This is a genomic window from Brevundimonas mediterranea, assembly GCF_014196125.1.
Lineage (GTDB): Bacteria > Pseudomonadota > Alphaproteobacteria > Caulobacterales > Caulobacteraceae > Brevundimonas > Brevundimonas mediterranea.
In genome coordinates this window covers 550,296-568,620 of the sequence record NZ_JACIDA010000002.1, presented here as the reverse complement: position 1 = coordinate 568,620, position 18,325 = coordinate 550,296, and the positions used below count along the sequence as shown (strand labels likewise).

General features: G+C 68.5%; 13 protein-coding genes. 9 read left to right on the top strand and 4 right to left on the bottom strand.

Annotated features, from left to right (window positions below; translation table 11 throughout):
* The first annotated feature begins 10 nt into the window (after positions 1-10).
* The gene (locus GGR11_RS11570) at positions 11-370 is read left to right on the top strand and encodes a TFIIB-type zinc ribbon-containing protein (protein WP_183197152.1); all 360 of its coding nucleotides are present in this window, start codon (positions 11-13) and stop codon (positions 368-370) included.
* A 3-nt stretch (positions 371-373) separates the two neighbouring features.
* Here the strand turns inward: GGR11_RS11570 and GGR11_RS11565 are convergent, their stop codons facing one another.
* Positions 374-2,092 carry a hypothetical protein gene (locus GGR11_RS11565; RefSeq protein WP_183197150.1) on the bottom strand — a complete coding sequence of 573 codons (1,719 nt, stop codon included), beginning with the start codon at positions 2,090-2,092 and terminating at the stop codon, positions 374-376.
* Positions 2,093-2,292: 200 nt separating this feature from the next.
* On the opposite strand from GGR11_RS11565, the gene GGR11_RS11560 reads away from it, so the two are divergent.
* The 5 genes from GGR11_RS11560 (at position 2,293) to GGR11_RS11540 (ending at position 5,824) form a co-directional block, all read left to right on the top strand.
* Positions 2,293-2,997 (top strand): two-component response regulator ChvI, encoded by a 705-nt coding sequence (locus tag GGR11_RS11560; protein ID WP_183197148.1) that lies wholly within the window; start codon positions 2,293-2,295, stop codon positions 2,995-2,997.
* Positions 2,966-4,606: a stimulus-sensing domain-containing protein gene (locus GGR11_RS11555; RefSeq protein ID WP_183197146.1), complete on the top strand. Its 1,641-nt coding sequence runs from the start codon at positions 2,966-2,968 to the stop codon at positions 4,604-4,606. Before GGR11_RS11560 ends, GGR11_RS11555 begins: the two co-directional genes overlap by 32 nt.
* Positions 4,603-5,031, top strand: a complete 429-nt coding sequence (locus tag GGR11_RS11550) for an HPr kinase/phosphorylase (RefSeq protein ID WP_183197144.1) — start codon at positions 4,603-4,605, stop codon at positions 5,029-5,031. Before GGR11_RS11555 ends, GGR11_RS11550 begins: the two co-directional genes overlap by 4 nt.
* 119 nt (positions 5,032-5,150) lie before the next feature.
* Complete coding sequence (locus tag GGR11_RS11545) at positions 5,151-5,555, top strand: PTS sugar transporter subunit IIA (protein WP_008262883.1); 405 nt, start codon at positions 5,151-5,153, stop codon at positions 5,553-5,555.
* On the top strand, positions 5,552-5,824 hold the full coding sequence (locus GGR11_RS11540; protein WP_008262858.1) for an HPr family phosphocarrier protein: 273 nt from the start codon (positions 5,552-5,554) through the stop codon (positions 5,822-5,824). Before GGR11_RS11545 ends, GGR11_RS11540 begins: the two co-directional genes overlap by 4 nt.
* Positions 5,825-5,841: 17 nt before the next feature.
* Here the strand turns inward: GGR11_RS11540 and GGR11_RS11535 are convergent, their stop codons facing one another.
* On the bottom strand, positions 5,842-6,945 hold the full coding sequence (locus GGR11_RS11535; RefSeq protein ID WP_183197143.1) for a phytase: 1,104 nt from the start codon (positions 6,943-6,945) through the stop codon (positions 5,842-5,844).
* A gap of 239 nt (positions 6,946-7,184) precedes the next feature.
* On the opposite strand from GGR11_RS11535, the gene GGR11_RS11530 reads away from it, so the two are divergent.
* From GGR11_RS11530 to lpdA, 3 genes are all read left to right on the top strand, one after another.
* The gene (locus tag GGR11_RS11530; RefSeq protein WP_183197141.1) at positions 7,185-9,992 is read left to right on the top strand and encodes a TonB-dependent receptor; all 2,808 of its coding nucleotides are present in this window, start codon (positions 7,185-7,187) and stop codon (positions 9,990-9,992) included.
* Positions 9,993-10,200: 208 nt separating this feature from the next.
* The gene (locus GGR11_RS16895) at positions 10,201-12,093 is read left to right on the top strand and encodes a PAS domain-containing sensor histidine kinase (protein WP_183197139.1); all 1,893 of its coding nucleotides are present in this window, start codon (positions 10,201-10,203) and stop codon (positions 12,091-12,093) included.
* 124 nt (positions 12,094-12,217) lie between these two features.
* Complete coding sequence (gene lpdA, locus GGR11_RS11520; RefSeq protein ID WP_183197137.1) at positions 12,218-13,624, top strand: dihydrolipoyl dehydrogenase; 1,407 nt, start codon at positions 12,218-12,220, stop codon at positions 13,622-13,624.
* A gap of 87 nt (positions 13,625-13,711) precedes the next feature.
* Here the strand turns inward: lpdA and GGR11_RS11515 are convergent, their stop codons facing one another.
* A complete protein-coding gene (locus GGR11_RS11515) occupies positions 13,712-15,538 on the bottom strand; it encodes a methyl-accepting chemotaxis protein (RefSeq protein ID WP_183197135.1) in 1,827 nt (608 codons plus the stop codon).
* Between the two features lie 90 nt (positions 15,539-15,628).
* Entirely contained in the window at positions 15,629-18,319 is a 2,691-nt protein-coding gene (gene mutS / locus GGR11_RS11510) for a DNA mismatch repair protein MutS (RefSeq protein ID WP_183197133.1), read from the bottom strand.
* Positions 18,320-18,325: the final 6 nt, after the last annotated feature.

Sequence of the window (18,325 nt, the reverse complement as noted above, 5' to 3'; positions counted from 1 at the left end):
TGGAGCCCCGATGCCTCTTCTGATGTGCCCGAACGACAATTCCGCCATGCAGACGCTGGATCGGGACGGCGTGCAGTTCGACATGTGCCCCGCCTGCCGCGGCGTCTGGCTGGACCGCGGCGAGTTGGAAAAACTGATGGCCTCGGCGGCCGAAGACGGTCGCGCGTCCGCGGCCCCCGCCGCCCCCCAGGCTCAGCCTCAAGCCCATGTCGCGCCTGTCCAACCCCAGTCCCAGCCCTGGGGCGGGGGGCGGCCCTATGCCGACGACCGGGGCTATAGGGACGACCGGCGCGGCGATGATCGCCATCGGGACGACGACTATCGCTACAAGAAGAAGAAACGCGACAGCATCTTCGACATCTTCGACTGAGGCTCAGACCTTCAGCCGGGCCGCCTGCATCAGGCTCTGCAGCGCCGCAGACGCTTCCGTATCGGCGTCCGCCGCCTCGCGGATTTCGGGAATTCGCAGCATCTTGACCGCCTCGGCGCGGGCGCGGTCCGCGGCCGGCCCCAGGGGCGCGGTCTCGCCGTTGGTCATCTTCATCAGGGCCGTCAGCTTCTGAACCGGCGTGGCCTGGGCCCGGCCGATCTGGGCCAGCAGCCCTGCGTCCGCCTCCAGGGTTCCGCCCAGGGCGCCGATGGCCGTCGAAATCTGTCTTTCATCCAGTTCGCCCAGCTGCACGGCCCGCACCGACCGCTGCAGTCGCGCCAGGACCAGCAGCTTCTGCGACACGCTGGGGCCGCCCGGCGCCGACTGGCGCATCTCGCTTTCCAGCCGGACGGAGGCCACGCAGGCGCTGAGCCAGCGCGCCGCCGCCCGCTTGTTGGCCCCTCCGGTGACGTTCTCGCACAGCCGCGTCAGCAGTTCGGCCTCGGACAGGGCGGTCGGGCATTGGCGGACATAGGCGCCGACGAAATCGGGCGTGACCAGGCTCTTGGATCGGTCGACGAAGGCGTTCTGCACCTCTTCCAAGGTCAGAAGCCGGCCCGCCGCCGCCGTCAGGGCCATGGCGAGGGTGCGCAGGATGTCGATCTCCCCCACCGGGTCGTTGGGCCGCAGCCGCCGCGGGCTGGCCAGTTCGCGCGTCACCATCCGCGCCAGGGACGCCGACAGCTGCGGGAGCTCGCCCCCCGCCAGGCGCGCGCCCAGTCGTGCGGCGGGACCTTCGACCGCCGGCGTCATCAGGGCCATGCGGGGATCCAGACCGATCAGCCGTTCGACCTCTCGGGGGGCCACCATGCGCACCACTGCGGCCAGGCTGGCGCCGTGGTCCAGAGACGGGCCCAGGATTTCCGCCAGGTTGGCGCGCACCGCCAGCATTTCGGCCGCGATCTGTTCGACGGCGCCCACGACGAGCCCGCGCGCCGGCCCGGCCGGCGGCGCGGCGTCGATCATGTCCATCAGGCCGTCCAGCCGGTCCCGCGCCCCCTTGCGGTCGGCCAGGGCCTGGGCGACGACGCCGCCCATGACGAAGGCGCGGTCCGCCGATCCGCTCAACCCCTGCGCCAGCTCGGCGATCGACCGTTTTTCCAAGGACGGAAACAGGCCCGAGCGGCCCGCCTTCAGCAGCCGTGCGACCGCATCCTCCGATAGCCGCTGGTAGTGGCGCACGACGCTGTGCAGGTCCTGGCCGCTGGCCTGGCTTTCCGGCACGGCGACCTTCTGGACGGCGTGCTGAAGCTCCACGCCGGAGGCGTCGAGTCGCTCGGCCAGGTCTGGCCGGTGCAGGAGTTCGAACGCCGTCGCCCCCTGGCGCTTCAGCCAGTCCTCCAGAACACGGCCGATCAGGGCGCGGGCGTGGGGCGTATAGAGTTCGGCCGGGGCGCTGCACGCCGGGCGAACGGCCTCGACAGTCTTGGGCTTCTTCCTCTCCTCGGGCGCGCCGATCGTCAGGATGTTGAGGCTGTTGAACTCCATCGTGTCCGGATCCAGCGTCTCCTTGGTGACGCGGGCGGCGGCGGCCAGCCGGTCGCGCAGCTGGTCCTCGGCCGTTTCCAGGGCGTGTTTGCGGTCCTCGGTGGCGATCAACAGGGTCCAGCCCGCCGGAGCGGTCTTTCGGACATAGACTTCGTAGTGGATCGGACCGGCCATCCGGGATCATTGAGGGCCAAGGCTTTAAAGGGGGGTTTTCACGACGAATTTTCATCGCGCCGTTGGAAACGAACCCGGCTATCGTTGAAACATCCGGGTTGGCGGCCCATCTGCCTTAGCCCTAATGTGACCGTGATCGAACGGTTACGCTTGCCGTGCGTTCTCGTTCGCGGGAACGGGAAGTTCAGGAGAAGACAACCTTGGCCAACATCACCCTGGTCGATGACGACGAGAACATCGTGGCGTCCGTCTCGCTGGCGCTGGAAAGCCACGGCCACAAGATCACGGCCTATCACGACGGAGCCTCAGGTCTCGCCGCGCTGGAAAGCGCGCCGCCCGACCTTGTCATCCTCGACGTGAAGATGCCGCGCATGGACGGGATGGAGGTGCTGCGCCGCCTGCGTCAGACGTCGCAGATTCCCGTCATCATGCTGACGTCCAAGGACGAGGAGATCGACGAGATCCTCGGCTTCAACCTCGGCGCCGACGACTATATCCACAAACCCTTCAGCCAGCGTCTGCTGATCGAACGGGTCAAGGCCCTGCTGCGCCGCACCGGCGCCGACGGTATCGACCCCGAACCCTCGGCCGAGGTTTCGGGCAAGGCGATCAAGCGCGGCAAGCTGAGCATGGATCCGGCCCGTCACGAATCCACCTGGGACGGCAAGCCGGTGAAGCTGACCGTCACCGAATTCCTGCTGCTGCAGGCCTTGGCCCAGCGCCCCGGCTTCGTGAAGAGCCGCGACAACCTGATGGACGCCGCCTACGACGACCAGGTCTATGTCGACGACCGCACCATCGACAGCCACGTGAAGCGGATGCGCAAGAAGTTCCGCGCCGTGGACAATGAGTTCGACGCGATCGAGACCCTGTATGGCGTCGGCTACCGCTACCGCGAAAGTTGATCTTCCCGTCGGGCGCGAGCCCGACGAGGAACCTGTCCGCCGGCCGAGGTTCCGCTTCGGCGGTTCGCGGCTGGGCGGCTTCATTCTGGCGCTCAACCTTCTCAGCCTGCTGATCCTGTTCGGCGGAGCCCTCGTTCTGAACGAATGGCGTCAGGGGCTGATCCAGGCGCGTCAGGAATCGCTGACCGTCCAGGCCGAACTGCTGGGCAATGTCCTGGGCGAACTGGGCATCAGCCGGGGCGTGCCGACCCCGGAGCTGGACGTGGGCGAGGCGGCGAAATGGCTGCGCGACAATTTCGTCCCGAACGGCCAGCGGGTTCGCCTGTACGACATCAACGGCCTGCCGGTCATCGACAGCTACGAGGTGACCGAGAACATCCCCGGCCAAGTCCTGCCGCCTGCGCGTCCCGCCGGCACGCCCCCCTCCGGGGAGATCGCCCAGAAGAGCCTTCGCGACGCCGAACACAAGAAGGCTGTCGAGGCCGAGGTCGCCGCCGAGGTCGAGCGCGCCCTGGCCGGAGAACCGCAGACGACCGTCCGGCGCAACGAATCCGGCGACCGCGTCGTCTCCGTCTCCATCCCCATCCGGCATGTCCGCCAGGTGCTGGGCGTGCTGACCCTGGAAGCCGGCAATGTCGATGAGATTCTGGACGATCAGAGACGCGCCCTGGTGCCTTTCGCCCTGGTGGCCCTGGCCGTGAACCTGCTGGCGTCCCTGTTGTTGCATCTGTTCGTGGCGCGGCCGGTCTTGAGGCTGGCGGCGGCGGCGGACCAGGTCCGGCTTCAGCGCGCCCGCGCCATCTCCCTGCCCGACCTGGAGGAGCGCAAGGACGAGATCGGCGACCTGGCCCGGTCGCTGGAATCGATGACCGACACCCTGTCCACGCGGATGGACGCCATCGAACGGTTCGCCGCCGATGTGTCGCACGAGATCAAGAACCCCCTGACCTCGATCCGCTCGGCCCTGGAGACCCTGCCCCTGGTCAAGACCGACGCCCAGAGGGAGAAGCTGACCAATCTGCTGCAACAGGATGTGCGCCGGCTGGACCGGCTGATCACCGACATCTCCAACGCCTCGCGTCTGGACGCCGAACTGTCGCGCGACCGGCCCCGCGCCATCGAACTGAACCGTTTGCTGGCCGATATCGTCGGCGTCTATGAGACCACCGCCCGGCCGGATGATGTTCCCGTCCGGTTCGAACCTCCGACCCAGGGCCTCCGGGTCGCCGGCCGCGACGGCCCCCTGGGACAGGTGTTCCGCAACCTGATCGACAACGCCCGCTCCTTCAGCCCCGCCGGCGGCGAGGTTCGGGTCGTGCTGGAAGAGGTCGAGGGCGACCTACCCATCCGCATCAGGGTTGAGGATCAGGGGCCGGGGATCCCGCCCGAAAATCTGGAGACGGTGTTCGAGCGCTTCTACACCTCGCGGCCCAAGGGGGCGGCCTTCGGCTCCAACTCGGGCCTGGGCCTGTCCATCGTCCGCCAGATCGTCGAGGCGCATGGCGGCCGCGTCACGGCCGACAACCGGATCGGCGCAGACGGCCAGGTGATCGGCGCCCGGTTCGAGATCGGCCTGCCGTCCGCCGCGTCGCCCGGTCGTCGCTCATGATCGACCCGTCGCCCGTTCACGCCACCACGGTCGCCGTCCGCCGGGACGGGGCCTGGACGGCGGTGATGATCCTGGGTCCGTCGGGCGCCGGCAAGAGCGATCTGGCCCTGCGGCTGATCGGGCGGGGCTGGCGGCTGGTCAGCGACGACTATACCCGGGTCTGGGCGTCCGGCGGCGCGCTTCATGCGACCGCCCCGGCCGCCATCGCCGGCCGGATCGAGGCGCGCGGGGTCGGAATCGTGTCCGTCAGGACACGGCTGGTCGCCAGAGTCGTCCTGGCCGTCGCCTGTGTTCCCGAGGCGGTCGAACGGCTTCCGGAGCCGCAGACACGGCGCTTCTGCGGGATCGACCTGCCCCTGCTGGCGCTGGACTCCCGCCCCGCCTCGGCCGTCGAGATGGTCGCAGTCGCGCTTCAGACGCTTTGAACCCGCGCATAACGGGTCTATGACACGCCCCTTGCGGTCCAAAACGGATGCGTCCGGCCTCCCTGGCGGGCGCGGGGAGGTCCGGGGACGGTTCAGGGCGGGATGCGAGTGAAGTTCTCATGATTGGCCTGGTTATCGTCACCCATGGGGGACTGGCCTCGGAGTTTCTTTCGGCGATGGAGCATGTGGTCGGGCCGCAGCGCGGCGTCGCGGCCATATGCATCGGGCCGGATGACGACATGGAGCGGCGCCGTCGCGACATCGTCGACGCCGCCGCCGCCGTGAACGACGGCGACGGGGTGATCCTGTTGACCGACATGTTCGGCGGCACCCCCTCCAACCTGGCGATATCGGTGATGGAACAGACCCACGCCGAGGTCATCGCCGGCCTGAACCTGCCCATGCTGATCAAGCTGGCCAGCGTGCGCGGGCGCGAGACCCTGGAGGCCTGCGTGGCCCACGCCCAGGACGCCGGGCGCAAATACATCTCGGTGGCGTCCTGGGTGCTCGCGGGCGAAAAATGAGCGTGAAGACGACTCTCGACATCTGCAATACGCGCGGCCTGCACGCCCGCGCCTCGGCCAAGTTCGTCAAACTGGCCTCCAGTTTCGACAGCGAGATCCATGTCACCCGCGACGGCGTCTCGGTGGACGCCCGTTCGATCATGGGCCTGCTGATGCTGGGCGCCGGCATCGGCTGCAGCATCGAAGTCTCGGCCGAGGGCGCAGACGCCGAAGAGGCGATCGAGGCCCTGACGGACCTCGTCGCGCGCAAGTTCGACGAGGATCAGTAGGGGCTTCCGCCCCCGGATTACAGGCCCAGGGCGCGGCGGATGTCGCGCCAGTCCACATATTTGAAGTTCTGGGTGCCCACGTCGTTCACGTCGTCCTGGATGACGACCAGACCTTCGGGGAAGGGACCGACCGCGCCGCTGGCGGCGGCCAGACCGTCCGTGCCGGTGACGCCGTCCACCACGCCGTCCACGATCTTGAACCGGCCCTTGTACTGCGGCGTGGCGCCGTCGATGCGCCAGACCGGGAAGGTCGAATCGCCCTGGCTGGACGCGATCAGATAGCGTTTGTCGCCATCCGTCAGCGTGGTCAGCCCCTCGGCGTCTGCGACCAGGACGTCCTTGGCGATGGGCTGGACCAGGGTCCGCGCCGCGCCCGACGCCGGGTCGAGCCCATAGCGCCACAGGCCGACGTTTTCCTCGTTGATATAGAGGGCGTTCGTGGCCTCGTCGGCGGCGCAGCCTTCGGAAATGGTTCCGATCTCGGCGCGACGCACCTCGCGCGAGACAGGCTGACCGGCGGCGTCGACGCTCAGCACGAACTGTCGCAGTTCGCCCTCATGCCCCACCAGGACGGCGTGAACCTCGGCTCCCCGGCGCGCGAAACAGAAGCCATAGGGCTCGATCACGTCGGTGGCGATGGCGCCCCAGGGGCGGACGGCGTTCTGGCCGGTCCCGGCCGGATCGAACAGATACAGCGAGATTCCCGTCTTGCCCGGCGTGCGGTCGCTGGCGCCCAGCACCAGCTGCGGCCGGCCGTCGATGTTCAATCCCTCGATCAGGTCGACATTGTTCAGCAGGCCTTCCGGCAGGAACTGCAGGATCCGGCCGTCGAAACCGTAGATGTAGAGGCCCGACTTCTTGTCCGTCCCGGCCACGAAGCCCTGAGTGGCCTGGCCCATCACCATGACTGGCGCAGCCGAGGCCCAGACGGCCGGATCGTCCGCCGCGTCCTGGCCGGCCGTGCCGACCGAGGGGGTTTCCAGCACGGCCTGGACCGGCGCGCCCGGCCCGACGAAGCCTTCGCCCTCGCCCTGGAAATCGACCTCGCGGGTCGCGCAGGCGGTCAGCATCAGGGCCGCGAGCGAGACGCCCGCTAGAATCTTGGCTGGCTTGAACGTCATGACTGGCCCCCGACAGAATCTGCTGCGTCCTGATCGGCAAGGCTCCGCAGCGCGTCAATGGACATATTGTGACGTTTGCACGACGAAATCGCATGATTTTGGACGTTATCGGATCATTCGCAATCTCACCGACAAGGAAACGAGCGGCAAGCGTCGCCAAAACGTCGCGATCCTTTCGCCGCCTGGGGGTAAGCGCGGCTGTATTCGTCGGGAGCAAACCCGACATTGGGGACCTCGTCATGAAATTCCATCTCCTCGCGAGCGCTTCGCTCGCGTCGCTCGCCGCTGTGACCGCCGCCCTACCGGCCCACGCCTATGAAGCCTCCGCCCTGGCCGCCTCGGTCGCCGTCGCCGGCGAAGTCGTTCACGGCCGGGTCACCAACGCCGCCGGGGACGCGCTTCCGGGCGCCGAGGTGATCGTGCGAGCCACCGGACAACGCGCCGTGACCAACACCCAGGGCGAGTTCGATCTCGTCCTGCCGACCGGCACGGCCGTGCTTGACGTCCGCTATATCGGCCAGCCCTCGGCGACCCAGACCGTCAGCGTGGTCCAGGGCGGAACCGAAGTGTCGATCATGCTGGGCGCAGGCGAGGCCGCGACCGTCAGCGACGTGATCGTCACCGGCGTCATCACCGACGGTGTGGCGCGGTCGCTGAACCAGCAGAAGAACGCCGACGGCACGGTCAATGTCCTGTCCGCCGACGCCATCGGCCGCTATCCCGACCCCAACGTCGCCGAATCCCTGCAGCGCGTCCAAGGCATCGCCATCCAGCGCGACCAGGGCGAAGGCCGCTACATCAACGTCCGCGGCGCGCCCTCGGCCTTCACCGCCGTCTCGGTGGATGGGGTCCAGGTTCCCGCCGTCGATCCGGGCACCCGCGCGGTGGATCTGGACACCCTGCCCAGCGACATCGTCGCCAACATCGAGGTCTCCAAGACGCTCCTGCCCAGCCAGGAAGCCGATTCCATCGCCGGCGCCGTCAACATCAAGACCCGTTCGCCCTTCGACCGTCGTCGCCTGGCTGTGAGCGGCTACGCCGGCGGCAGCTATAACGACTACGGCGGCTCCGACACCCGGGCGGGCGCCACGGCGTCGAACGTCTTCGCCGACCAGACTTTCGGCGCCCTGCTGTCGGTCAGCTATTCCGAAACCAACCGCCGCCCCGACAACGTCGAGAACGCCTGGGTCAAGGAAGAGCAGAACGGCGCCGACGTGTTCGTGCTCGAAGAGACCCTGTTCAAGGACTACGAGACCAAGCGGACCCGCCAGGCCGTGACCGGCGCCTTGGAATGGCGACCGACCGACGATTTCCGCGCCTATCTGCGCGGATCGTTCGCCCAGTTCGAAGACGACGAATACCGCAACACCCTGGGCCTCATCTATTCTGACGGCACGCTCCAACCCGGCGCCACGAACACCAGCGCAACCTACACCGGCGCCCGCATCACACGTCAGCTGCGTCACCGCACCCAGAAGAATGACATCACCACCCTGGTCGCGGGCGGCGAAAAGACATTCGACAACGGCGCGGTCTGGGACGCCAGCCTGTCGTGGGCGGACAGCGAGCAGACCTATCCGAACCGCAATGAGCTGCTGTATCGCTCCAGCGCCACGACGCTGAGCTACAACACCACCGACCACTATATGCCGACCTATTCGGTGTTCAGCGACGCGACCGGCTTCTACCGCGACCCCACCAAGTTCTCCTTCCGCGAAAACACCTTCCGCGAGAACAGCACCAAGCAGGAAGACGTCGCCTTCAGGACCAACTTCGAGCTGCCCAGCCAGTTCGCCGGTCGCGATGTGACGTGGAAGTTCGGCGCCAAGTTCAACAGCCGCGAGATCAATGCGGATGAGCAGCGCTATCGCAACCGCGCGTCCTCGGCGAGCCCCGGCACGCTGGCCTCGGTGCTGAGCGACCGCGCGTCGCGCAACTACGACTATGACCTCGGCTTCAAGTTCGACGCTGACTTGGCCGACGCCTATTTCGCCAGCGCCCGCGCCGCGTCCCCGATCCGCCTGCCCGACTCGATCGCCGCGGACTACACGGCCCAGGAAGACATCCTGGCCGGCTACGCCCAGGCACGTTTCGACATGGGCGCGACCAACGTCATCATCGGTCTTCGTGTCGAGAACACCAAGTTCGACGGCGAGGCGGCCGCTTTGATCGATAACGACGGCAGCGATCCTTACGACATGGCCAAGGTCAGCCGCGACGATACCGAGTTCTTCCCCAACCTGACCCTGCGCCACAGCTTCTCCGACAACCTGATCGGTCGCTTCGCCCTGACGCGGTCGATCTCGCGGCCCGAGTTCAGTCAAATCGTTCCGCGTCGCATCGAGGAAACCGACGGTTCGAACATCTCCTACGAGATCGGCAACCCGGACCTGCAGCCCACGCTGTCGAACAATATCGACGTCGGCCTCGAATACTATTTCACCAGCCTGGGCGTGGTCTCGGCCAACGCCTTCTACAAGGATCTAACCGACTATCGGTACATCCTGAAATATACCGAAGCCTTCGGCGCCGATGGCGAGGCGGACTTCGAAACCCCGATCAATGCCCCCGACGGGCATCTGGCCGGTCTGGAGCTGAACCTGCAGCGCAAGTTCGACTTCCTGCCAGGTCTGCTGTCGGGCTTCGGCGTCTTCGCCAACTACACCTGGACCGACGCCGAGATCAAAACGGCGCAATCCTATGGCGGTCGCGATACCTTCTCCCTGCCGGGCCAGTCGGACAGCAACTATAATGCGGCCCTCTTCTACGAAATGGCCGGCTTCAGCGCCCGCCTGTCCTACACGAAGCGTGGCGACTATCTTGAAGAGATCAACGCCGACGACGCCGATCTGGACCTCTATGTCGAGGGCCGCGAACAGCTGGACTTCACCACCAGCTATGACTTCGGCAACGGGGTCGAACTGTTCGGCGAGGCCAAGAACCTGACCGACTCGGCCGGGGTTCGCTACTACGGCTCGCGCGAGCGCACCTACGAGTACGAGAAGTTCGGCTACAACATCTTCGTCGGCGTCCGCTTCAAGCTCTAGGACCCCGAAACCTAGACATAGAAAGGGCCGGACGGCGACGTCCGGCCCTTTTTCATGGGCGATGCGCGCCGCGCTTCCCGGCGGCTTGACGACGGGCCTCGTCATGAGGTCTGGGTATCGGAGACCACCCCCCGCTCCGCTGGTTCGCCCCTTGCAGATCCTGGCGAACCTGGGCGGCGGACGCCCCAGATTGAAACGGATCGACCGAATGTTTCTCGAAGGCGAGGTCAACTGGACGCTGATCTTCGGCATCATGGCCGTCGTCGGCTACGCCCTCGCGGCCGTCGCCCTCTGGTTCGCCGTGACCCACGGCGCCCGCCACGCCAGCGCAAGCGACCAGCTCGACATCGTCCAGAAGGTGGCCGAATCCTCGGACAGACGCCTGTTCGAGACGATGAACGCCGTGCCCGTGGCCATGGTCGAGACCGACAGCACCGGCAAGTTCGTCTTCGCCAACCGCGCCGCCCATCAGCTGCTGGGCCGTCGCGACGCCGAACTGCTGGGCCTGCGTTTCCATTCCGCGACCTGGGGCATCACCTTCCCGGACGGCAAGCCGATCCCCGCCGATCTGCTGCCCAGCGCCCGCGCCCTGCGTGGTCAGACGGTGCGGGGCTTCCAGCATCTGATGATGAACGCCGCGACCCGCAAGAAGATGCTGGTTTCGGTCACGGCCATGCCGATCGAGAACGAAAGGGGCCAGATCACCGGCTCCATCGCCGCCATCGTCGAGACCGACGTCCTGACCACCCCCGCCATCGAACCGGCGCCGCCCCCGCCGCCGCCCGCCGCCCCGCCCAGCCTGGCCGACCGGGTGTTCGACGCCGCCTCCAGCGCCCTGGTGGTGGTCGACGCCGACGGCCGCATCCGCCAGGCCAACCGCGCCGCCCTGATCATGCTGGGGCGCGGCGAGGGGGTGACGGGTTCCGACTTCGCCGACCTGTTCCTTCCGCTCGACCGTCGCACCGAGGGCCGCCAGGCCTTGCGCGCCGCCCTGACCGCCGATGACGGCGAGGCTGCGCCGATCGAGACGGTGGACGCGGACGGCGCGGGGATCCGCTGGACCCTGCTGCCCCTGACCGACGAGACGGATCGTCCGGACGCCGTCCTGCTGGCCGGCGTCCCCTTGGCCGACATCGCCCCGGCGCAGACCGGCTCCGAAACCGCAGAACCGGCCCCTCTGTCCGATGCGCCGGAAGACGACGCCGGCCAGGACGATCCGCTCGACCCCGTCGCCGAGGCCCTTCAAGCGGCCCAGGCGGACTTCGCCCGCCGTGAGAGCGAGATCCTGGCCGCCCATAATCAGGCGCTGCTGGACACGGTCGCCGAGGCGGCGCGCGCCGAACAGGCGGTTCGCGCCGAGCTGGAGGCCGAACGGCGCATGGCCAATGTCGGCCGTCTGGCCGGCGGCGTGACCCATGATTTCAACGCCCTTCTGGGGGTCATGACCTCGGCCCTGGACATGATGCTGCGCCATGCCGACGAGCCCGAGCGCATTCGCCGCCTGGGCCAGGCGGCCCTGGCCGCCGGTCAGCGCGGCGAACGCCTGACCCGCCGCCTCAGCGCCTTCTCGCAGGACGAGGACCGCACCAATCTTCAGCGGCTGGACGTCGGGATCTTCCTGGCGGGCCTGGAGGCCAAGCTGCGTCTGCTGTCGGGGCCGTCGATCGACCTGATGATCGAAACCCCGGCCCAACCGGCCTTCGCCCGGATCGATCCGGCGGCCTTCGAGGCGGCGGTGCTGGCCCTGACGCGAAACGCGGTCGAGGCGTCGAACGGCGTCGGTTCGGTCGCGGTGCGGCTGGCGGTGATGGCCGACGACAGCCTGAGACTGAGCGTGCGCGATTCCGGCCCCGGCATGGACGCCGACACCCTGCGCCGTGCGGCCGAGCCCTTCTTCACCACCCGGCCGGACGCCGCCGGCCTCGGCCTGTCGCAGGCCTTCGCCTTCGCGCGCCAGTCCTCGGGCGTCCTGGCGATCGACAGCACGCCGGGCGAAGGGGCGGAGGTCTCCGTCACCCTGCCCCGCGCGGAGCAGCAGGACGCGGACGCGAGCGAAAATACGGGCCAGACGGACGAACCGGCGCCTGAAATCGCCTCCTGACGGCCGCATCCCCCTGCAAAGGTCGATTCCGGCGCCCCATATGTCGCCCGGCGGTTGACCCCTGCGGGGTCGGCGCTAGTGTCCGCCCGCCTGCCCCCCACGCGCCAGAAGACCAGAGGATATCATGGCCGAAGCCCCCGTTCCCTACGACGTCGTCATCATCGGCGGAGGGCCCGGCGGCTATAACGCCGCGATCCGCGCCGGCCAGCTGGGCCTCAAGGTCGCCTGCGTCGAGATGCGCGCCACCCTGGGGGGCACGTGCCTGAACGTCGGCTGCATGCCGTCCAAGGCCCTGCTCCACGCCTCGGAAATGTTCGACGCCGCCAACAGCGAGTTCGCCAAGATCGGCATCGAGGTTCAGCCCAAGCTGAACCTGGGCCAGATGCACAAGGCCAAGGACGACAGCGTCACCGCCCTGACCAAGGGGATCGAATTCCTGTTCAAGAAGAACAAGGCCGACTGGATCAAGGGCCGCGGCAAGATCGTCGCCAAAGGCAAGGTCGAGGTGACCGCCGCCGACGGTTCGGTCCAGACGCTTGAGGCCAGGAACATCGTCATCGCCACCGGCTCGGAGCCCACCCCCCTGCCCGGCGTTGCCTTCGAGGACGGCAAGGTGATCGATTCCACGGGCGCCCTGTCGCTGCCGGCCGTGCCGAAGAAGCTGATCGTCATCGGCGCCGGCATCATCGGCCTGGAGCTGGGTTCGGTCTGGCGCCGCCTGGGCGCCGAGGTGACGGTGGTCGAGTTCCTGGACCGGATCACGCCGGGCATGGACACCGAGGTCGCCACCGCCTTCCAGCGCACACTGACCAAACAGGGCATGGTCTTCAAACTGGGCGCCAAGGTCACGGGCGCCAAGCCGGTCAAGGACGGGGTCGAACTGACGGTCGAACCTTCGGCCGGCGGCGCAGCCGAAACCATCAAGGGCGACGTCGTCCTGGTCGCCATCGGCCGCCGCCCCTACACCGAGGGCCTGGGTCTCGAGACCATCGGCGTCACGCCGGACAAGCGCGGCTTCATCGACCATGACCACTTCAAGGTCGCCGACGGCGTCTGGGTGATCGGCGACGTGACCCACGGCCCGATGCTGGCGCACAAGGCGGAGGAAGACGCGGTCGCCGTGATCGACACCATCGCCGGCAAGTACGGCCACGTCGATTACGCCCTGGTGCCCAGCGTCGTCTACACCTTCCCCGAAGTGGCCTGGGTCGGTCAGACCGAGGATCAGCTGAAGGCGGCCGGCGTCGCCTACAAGAAGGGCAAATTCCCCTTCACCGCCAACAGCCGCGCCAAGATCAACCACGAGACCGACGGTTTCGTGAAGGTGCTGGCCGACGCCGCCACCGACAAGGTCCTGGGCGTCCACATCATGGGCCCGCAGGCCGGCGAAATGATCCACGAGGCCGCCATCACCATGAGCTTCGGCGGCGCCTCGGAAGACATCGCCCGCACCTGCCACGCCCACCCGACCCGTTCGGAAGCCGTCCGCCAGGCGGCCATGGATGTCGAAGGCTGGATGATGCAGGCCTGATCCGCCGCGCCCTGACAGGCGTCTGATAACGAAAGGCCCGCTCGGTGATCGCCGAGCGGGCCTTTTTTGATCTTGTCCGGCTTGGGCTCAGGCGGCCCAGACGGTCCGGTCGTCCTGCGAATAGCCGTCCGCGCCTGGCTCGCCGATGCGGAAGCGCGACACCAGTTCGGCCAGCTTCTCCGCCTCCTGGCTCAGCGCCTGGTTGGCGGCGGTGGTCTGTTCGACCATGGCGGCGTTCTGCTGGGTCGTCTGGTCCATCTGGTTCACGGCGACATTGATCTCGGCCAGGCCCACGGCCTGTTCCTTGGCCGAGGCGGCGATCTCGCCCGCCAGCTGGTTGATCTCGGCTACCTGACTGATCAGGGCGGACAGGGCGCCGCCGGTCTGGGACACCAGCCGGGCGCCTTCGCCGACGCTGGCGCTGGAGGCGGCGATCAGACCCTTGATCTCTCGGGCGGCGTCGGCCGAGCGTTGCGCCAGGGCCCGCACTTCCGACGCCACGACCGCAAAGCCGCGACCGGCCTCGCCGGCCCGCGCCGCCTCGACGCCCGCGTTCAGGGCCAGAAGATTGGTCTGGAAGGCGATCTCGTCGATGACGCCGATGATCTCGCCGATCCGGCCCGAGGTCGCCTCGATCTCGCCCATGGCGGCGGTGGTGTCGGCGATGATCCGCTCGCGCGTTCCGGCCCCGCCGCGCGCCTGGGCGGTGATCTCGGCGGCGGACCGGGCGCCCTCGGCCGTCTTGCGGACAGTGACGGTGATCTGATCCAGGGCGGCGGCGGTCTGTTCCAGGGCGGCGGCCTGGCGTTCGGTGCGGCGCGACAGGTCGTCGGTGGCCGTGGACACCTCGGCGGTTCCGGCGCGCATCGCCCCGACCAGATCGACGATATCGGCCATGGTGGCCGCCAGGGTGTCGGCGGCGGTGTTATAGTCGTCCTTCAGCTTTCGGCTGCGCTCGGCGAAGCTGGCGGTGATGCGGTGGTTCAGGTCGCCGCGCGCCAGGGCCGCCAGACCCTGACCCAGGGCCCCGACCACGACAGCGTCTTCCTTGGCCAGGCGTTCGCGCTCGGCCTCGCTGGCGGCGTGGGTGGCGCGGGCGGTTTCGCGCATCGCCTCGGCCTCGGTCTCGGTCGCCTTCTGGCGCACGGCGGCGTCGCGGAAGGCGATGACGGCGCGCGCGATCTGGCCGATGTCGTCGCCGCGCGAGACCCAGGGGGCGTCGAAGTCGGTGCGGCCCTGACGCAGGGCCTCCATCCGCTCGCACAGGGCCTGCAGCGGCGAGAACATGCGGCGTGAGGCGACCAGACAGCCGCCCACCACCAGCAAGGTGACGACGACGCCGCAGATCAGCAGGCCGGCCATCATATGGTTCACCGAGGCCATGAAGTCGGCCTTGGGAATGCCGACATACAGCACGCCGATGGTCTGGCCGGCGGCGTTCTTGATGGGATCGTAGGCGACGAAATAGGGCTTGCCCAGGATGTCGGCCTGACCACGATAGGGCTTGCCGGACTTCAGCACCGCGTCATGGACGGGGCCGGGCTTGAGTTTGGTGCCGACGGCGCGCGAACCGTCTGCCTTGACCACATTGGTCGTGACCCGCAGGTCGTCCATGAAGACCGTCGCCGTGCCCCCCACCAGGGCCTTGATCCGATCGACCGGTTCGACGAAGTCGTTCATCGGCGTGGAGCCGACATACAGTCGGCCGTCGCGCGCCGAAAATCCGTCGCCGTAATCGGCCAGCACGTCCCAGGCGACGCGCATATTGGCCTCCTGGCGTTCGGCGGCGCTGGCCTCTGCATCCCGGGTCAGCAGCACCACGGCCACCGCCAGCAGGATCGCGGTCAGGGCGGCCAGGGCGCCGATCACCATGAGGGCGATCTTGGCCGAGAGGGAAAGCGCGCTGGGTTTCATCGCCGTATCCAGTGGAGGCTTCGGGTCTTCAGTCAAGCATCCCTGAGATGAGCAAGGTTAAGAACCTTCCCCGACAGCAATTACTTGATCTCATCTCGATGTGAGCATTCCCTTGAGCCTGTAGAGGGCCTCCAGCGCCTCGCGCGGGGTCAGGGCGTCAGGGTCCACGGCCCCAAGCGCCGTCTCGACCGGCGAGGGGGCGAAGACCGGGGCCGGTTCCGCCAGGGCGAACAGAGGCAGGTCGTCCAGACGGGCGGTGGCCGCCTTCTCGCCTTCCAGCCGTTCGAGAACGGATCTTGCGCGGGCGACCACGGCCCCCGGCACGCCCGCCAGTTTGGCCACCTGCACCCCATAGGACCGGTCGGCCGCCCCCGGCGCCGCCTCGTGCAGGAAGACCAGGTCGCCGTTCCACTCCTTGGCGACCATGGACAGGTTGCAGACATGGTCCAGCCGCGTCTCCAGCTGGGCCAGCTCGTGATAATGGGTGGCGAACAGGGTGCGCGCACGGTTGGTCTCGTGCAGGGCCTCGGCCGTGGCCCAGGCGATGGCCAGGCCGTCATAGGTTGCGGTGCCGCGGCCGATCTCATCCAGAACGACAAAGCTGCGCGGCGTGGCCTGGGTCAGGATGGCGGCGGTCTCGACCATCTCCATCATGAAGGTGGACCGCCCCCGCGCCAGATCGTCGCCCGCCCCGACGCGGCTGAACAGCCGGTCGACCACGCCCAGACGCATCGACCGCGCCGGCACGAAAGCCCCGGCCTGGGCCAGGATCACCAGCAAGGCGTTCTGGCGCAGGAAGGTGGATTTACCGGCCATGTTCGGCCCGGTGACGATGGCCAGGCGCGCGCAATCCGATCCGGAGCCGTCCAGCCGCGCATTGTTGGGCGTATAGGGATCGCCGGCCGCCTTGACCGCCGCCTCGACCACCGGATGCCGCCCGGCCTCGACGGAAAAGACCAGGGTGTCGTCCACCACCGGCCGGGTGGCCCCCACTTCCTGCGCCCATTCCGCCAGGGCCGCGTGGGCGTCCAGTTCGGCCAGGGCCTCGGCGACCGCCTGCAGCGGCTGGGCCAGACGGGCGACCTCGCGTCGCCAGGTCTCGAAGGTCTCGGCCTCGATGGCCAGGGCGCGATGGCCGGCCTGGCTGATCCTGGCGTCCAGCTCCGACAGTTCGACCGTGGTGAACCGCACCTGGCTGGCCAGGGTCTGGCGATGGATGAAGGGACTGTCCGGTCCGGCGCGCAGCAGGCCTTCCGCCGCCTTGGCCGAGGTCTCCAGGAAATAGCCCAGGACGGCGTTGTGCTTGACCTTGAAGGCCACGCCCGACTCCGCCACGGCCCGCGCCTCCAGATCGGCCACGACCCGGCGGCTGTCGTCGCGCAGGGTGCGGGCGGCGTCCAGTTCGGGGCGATAGTCGGGGCGCACGAAGCCGCCGTCGCGCGCCAGATGCGACGGCTCGTCCACCAGGCCGTCGATCAGATCGGCCTTCAGCCGCGACACGTCGGGCGACAGGCTCAGCCGGTCCAGGGCCAGGGCGATGCGGCGCGGCTGACCGGTGATCGGATCCACCTGGCCGATGAACAGGCCGGCCACCCCCTCCGCTATGGTCAGGCCGACCCGCACCGCCGCCAGATCGCGCGGACCGCCGCGTCCCAAGGCCAGCCGCCCGACCGCGCGGGCGATGTCCGAGGAGGCCTTCAGCCCCTCGCGCAGGTTGCGGCGCAGATCGCGCCGCTCCAGCAGCCACTCGACCGCGTCGAGCTGTTCGTTGATCGCCAGCGGATCGCGCAGCGGCCGGGCGATCCGTTCCGCCAGGGCCCGGGCTCCGCCCGAGGTGACGGTGCGGTCGATACAGGCCAGCAGCGAGCCTTCGCGTTCGCCCCGCTGCGTCCGGTCGATCTCCAGACTGGTGCGCGTGGCCGGATCGATGGCCAGGAAGCCGCTCTCGCCCAGCCGGCGCGGCGGGGCCAGGGCCGGAACCTTGCCGGCCTGGGTCGTCTCCAGATAGGCGGCGATCAGGCCCAGGGCCGAGACCTCGGCCTCCTCGAAGGCGCCGAAGCCGTCCAGGGCCGCCACCGCATACAGCCGCTCGACCCGCGCCCGCGCCGCCTGGGGTTCGGCGATGGCCGAGGCCAGGGCCTGAACCACGCCGCCGGACCCGTCCAGGGCGTCTCGCGTCGTCGGGTCGGAATACATCCGGTCCGTGACCAGAACCTCGGACGGCCGAAACGCGGCGAGCGCCGCACCCAGGTCCTCCAGCGCACAGGCGACACTGTCCACGGCGCCGGACGACAGTTCCACCACCGCCACGGCCGCCCGGCCCTTGCGCACCGCGACCGCCGCCAGCCGGTTGGCGCCGCGCGCGTCCAGCAGACTGTCCTCGGTCAGGGTGCCGGGCGTCACCACTCGCACCACGCCGCGATGGACCACCGCCTTGCCGCCGCGCTTCTTGGCCTCGGCCGGGTCTTCCAGCTGTTCGCAGATGGCGACCTTGTGGCCCAGGCGGATCAGCCGGGCCAGATAGCCCTCCATGGCGTGAACCGGCACCCCGGCCATGGGGATGTCCTCGCCCTGGTGCTTGCCCCGCTTGGTCAGGGTGATGCCCAGGGCCGCCGCCGCCACCTCGGCGTCCCTGAAGAACAGCTCGTAGAAATCCCCCATGCGGAAGAAGAGTATGGCGTCCGGCTGGCCGGCCTTGGCCGTCAGATACTGCGCCATGAAGGGCGTCGCCCCCTCAAGTGAGGCGGCGATTTCGGGAGAGGGAGAGACAGGGGCGTTCATGTGGCG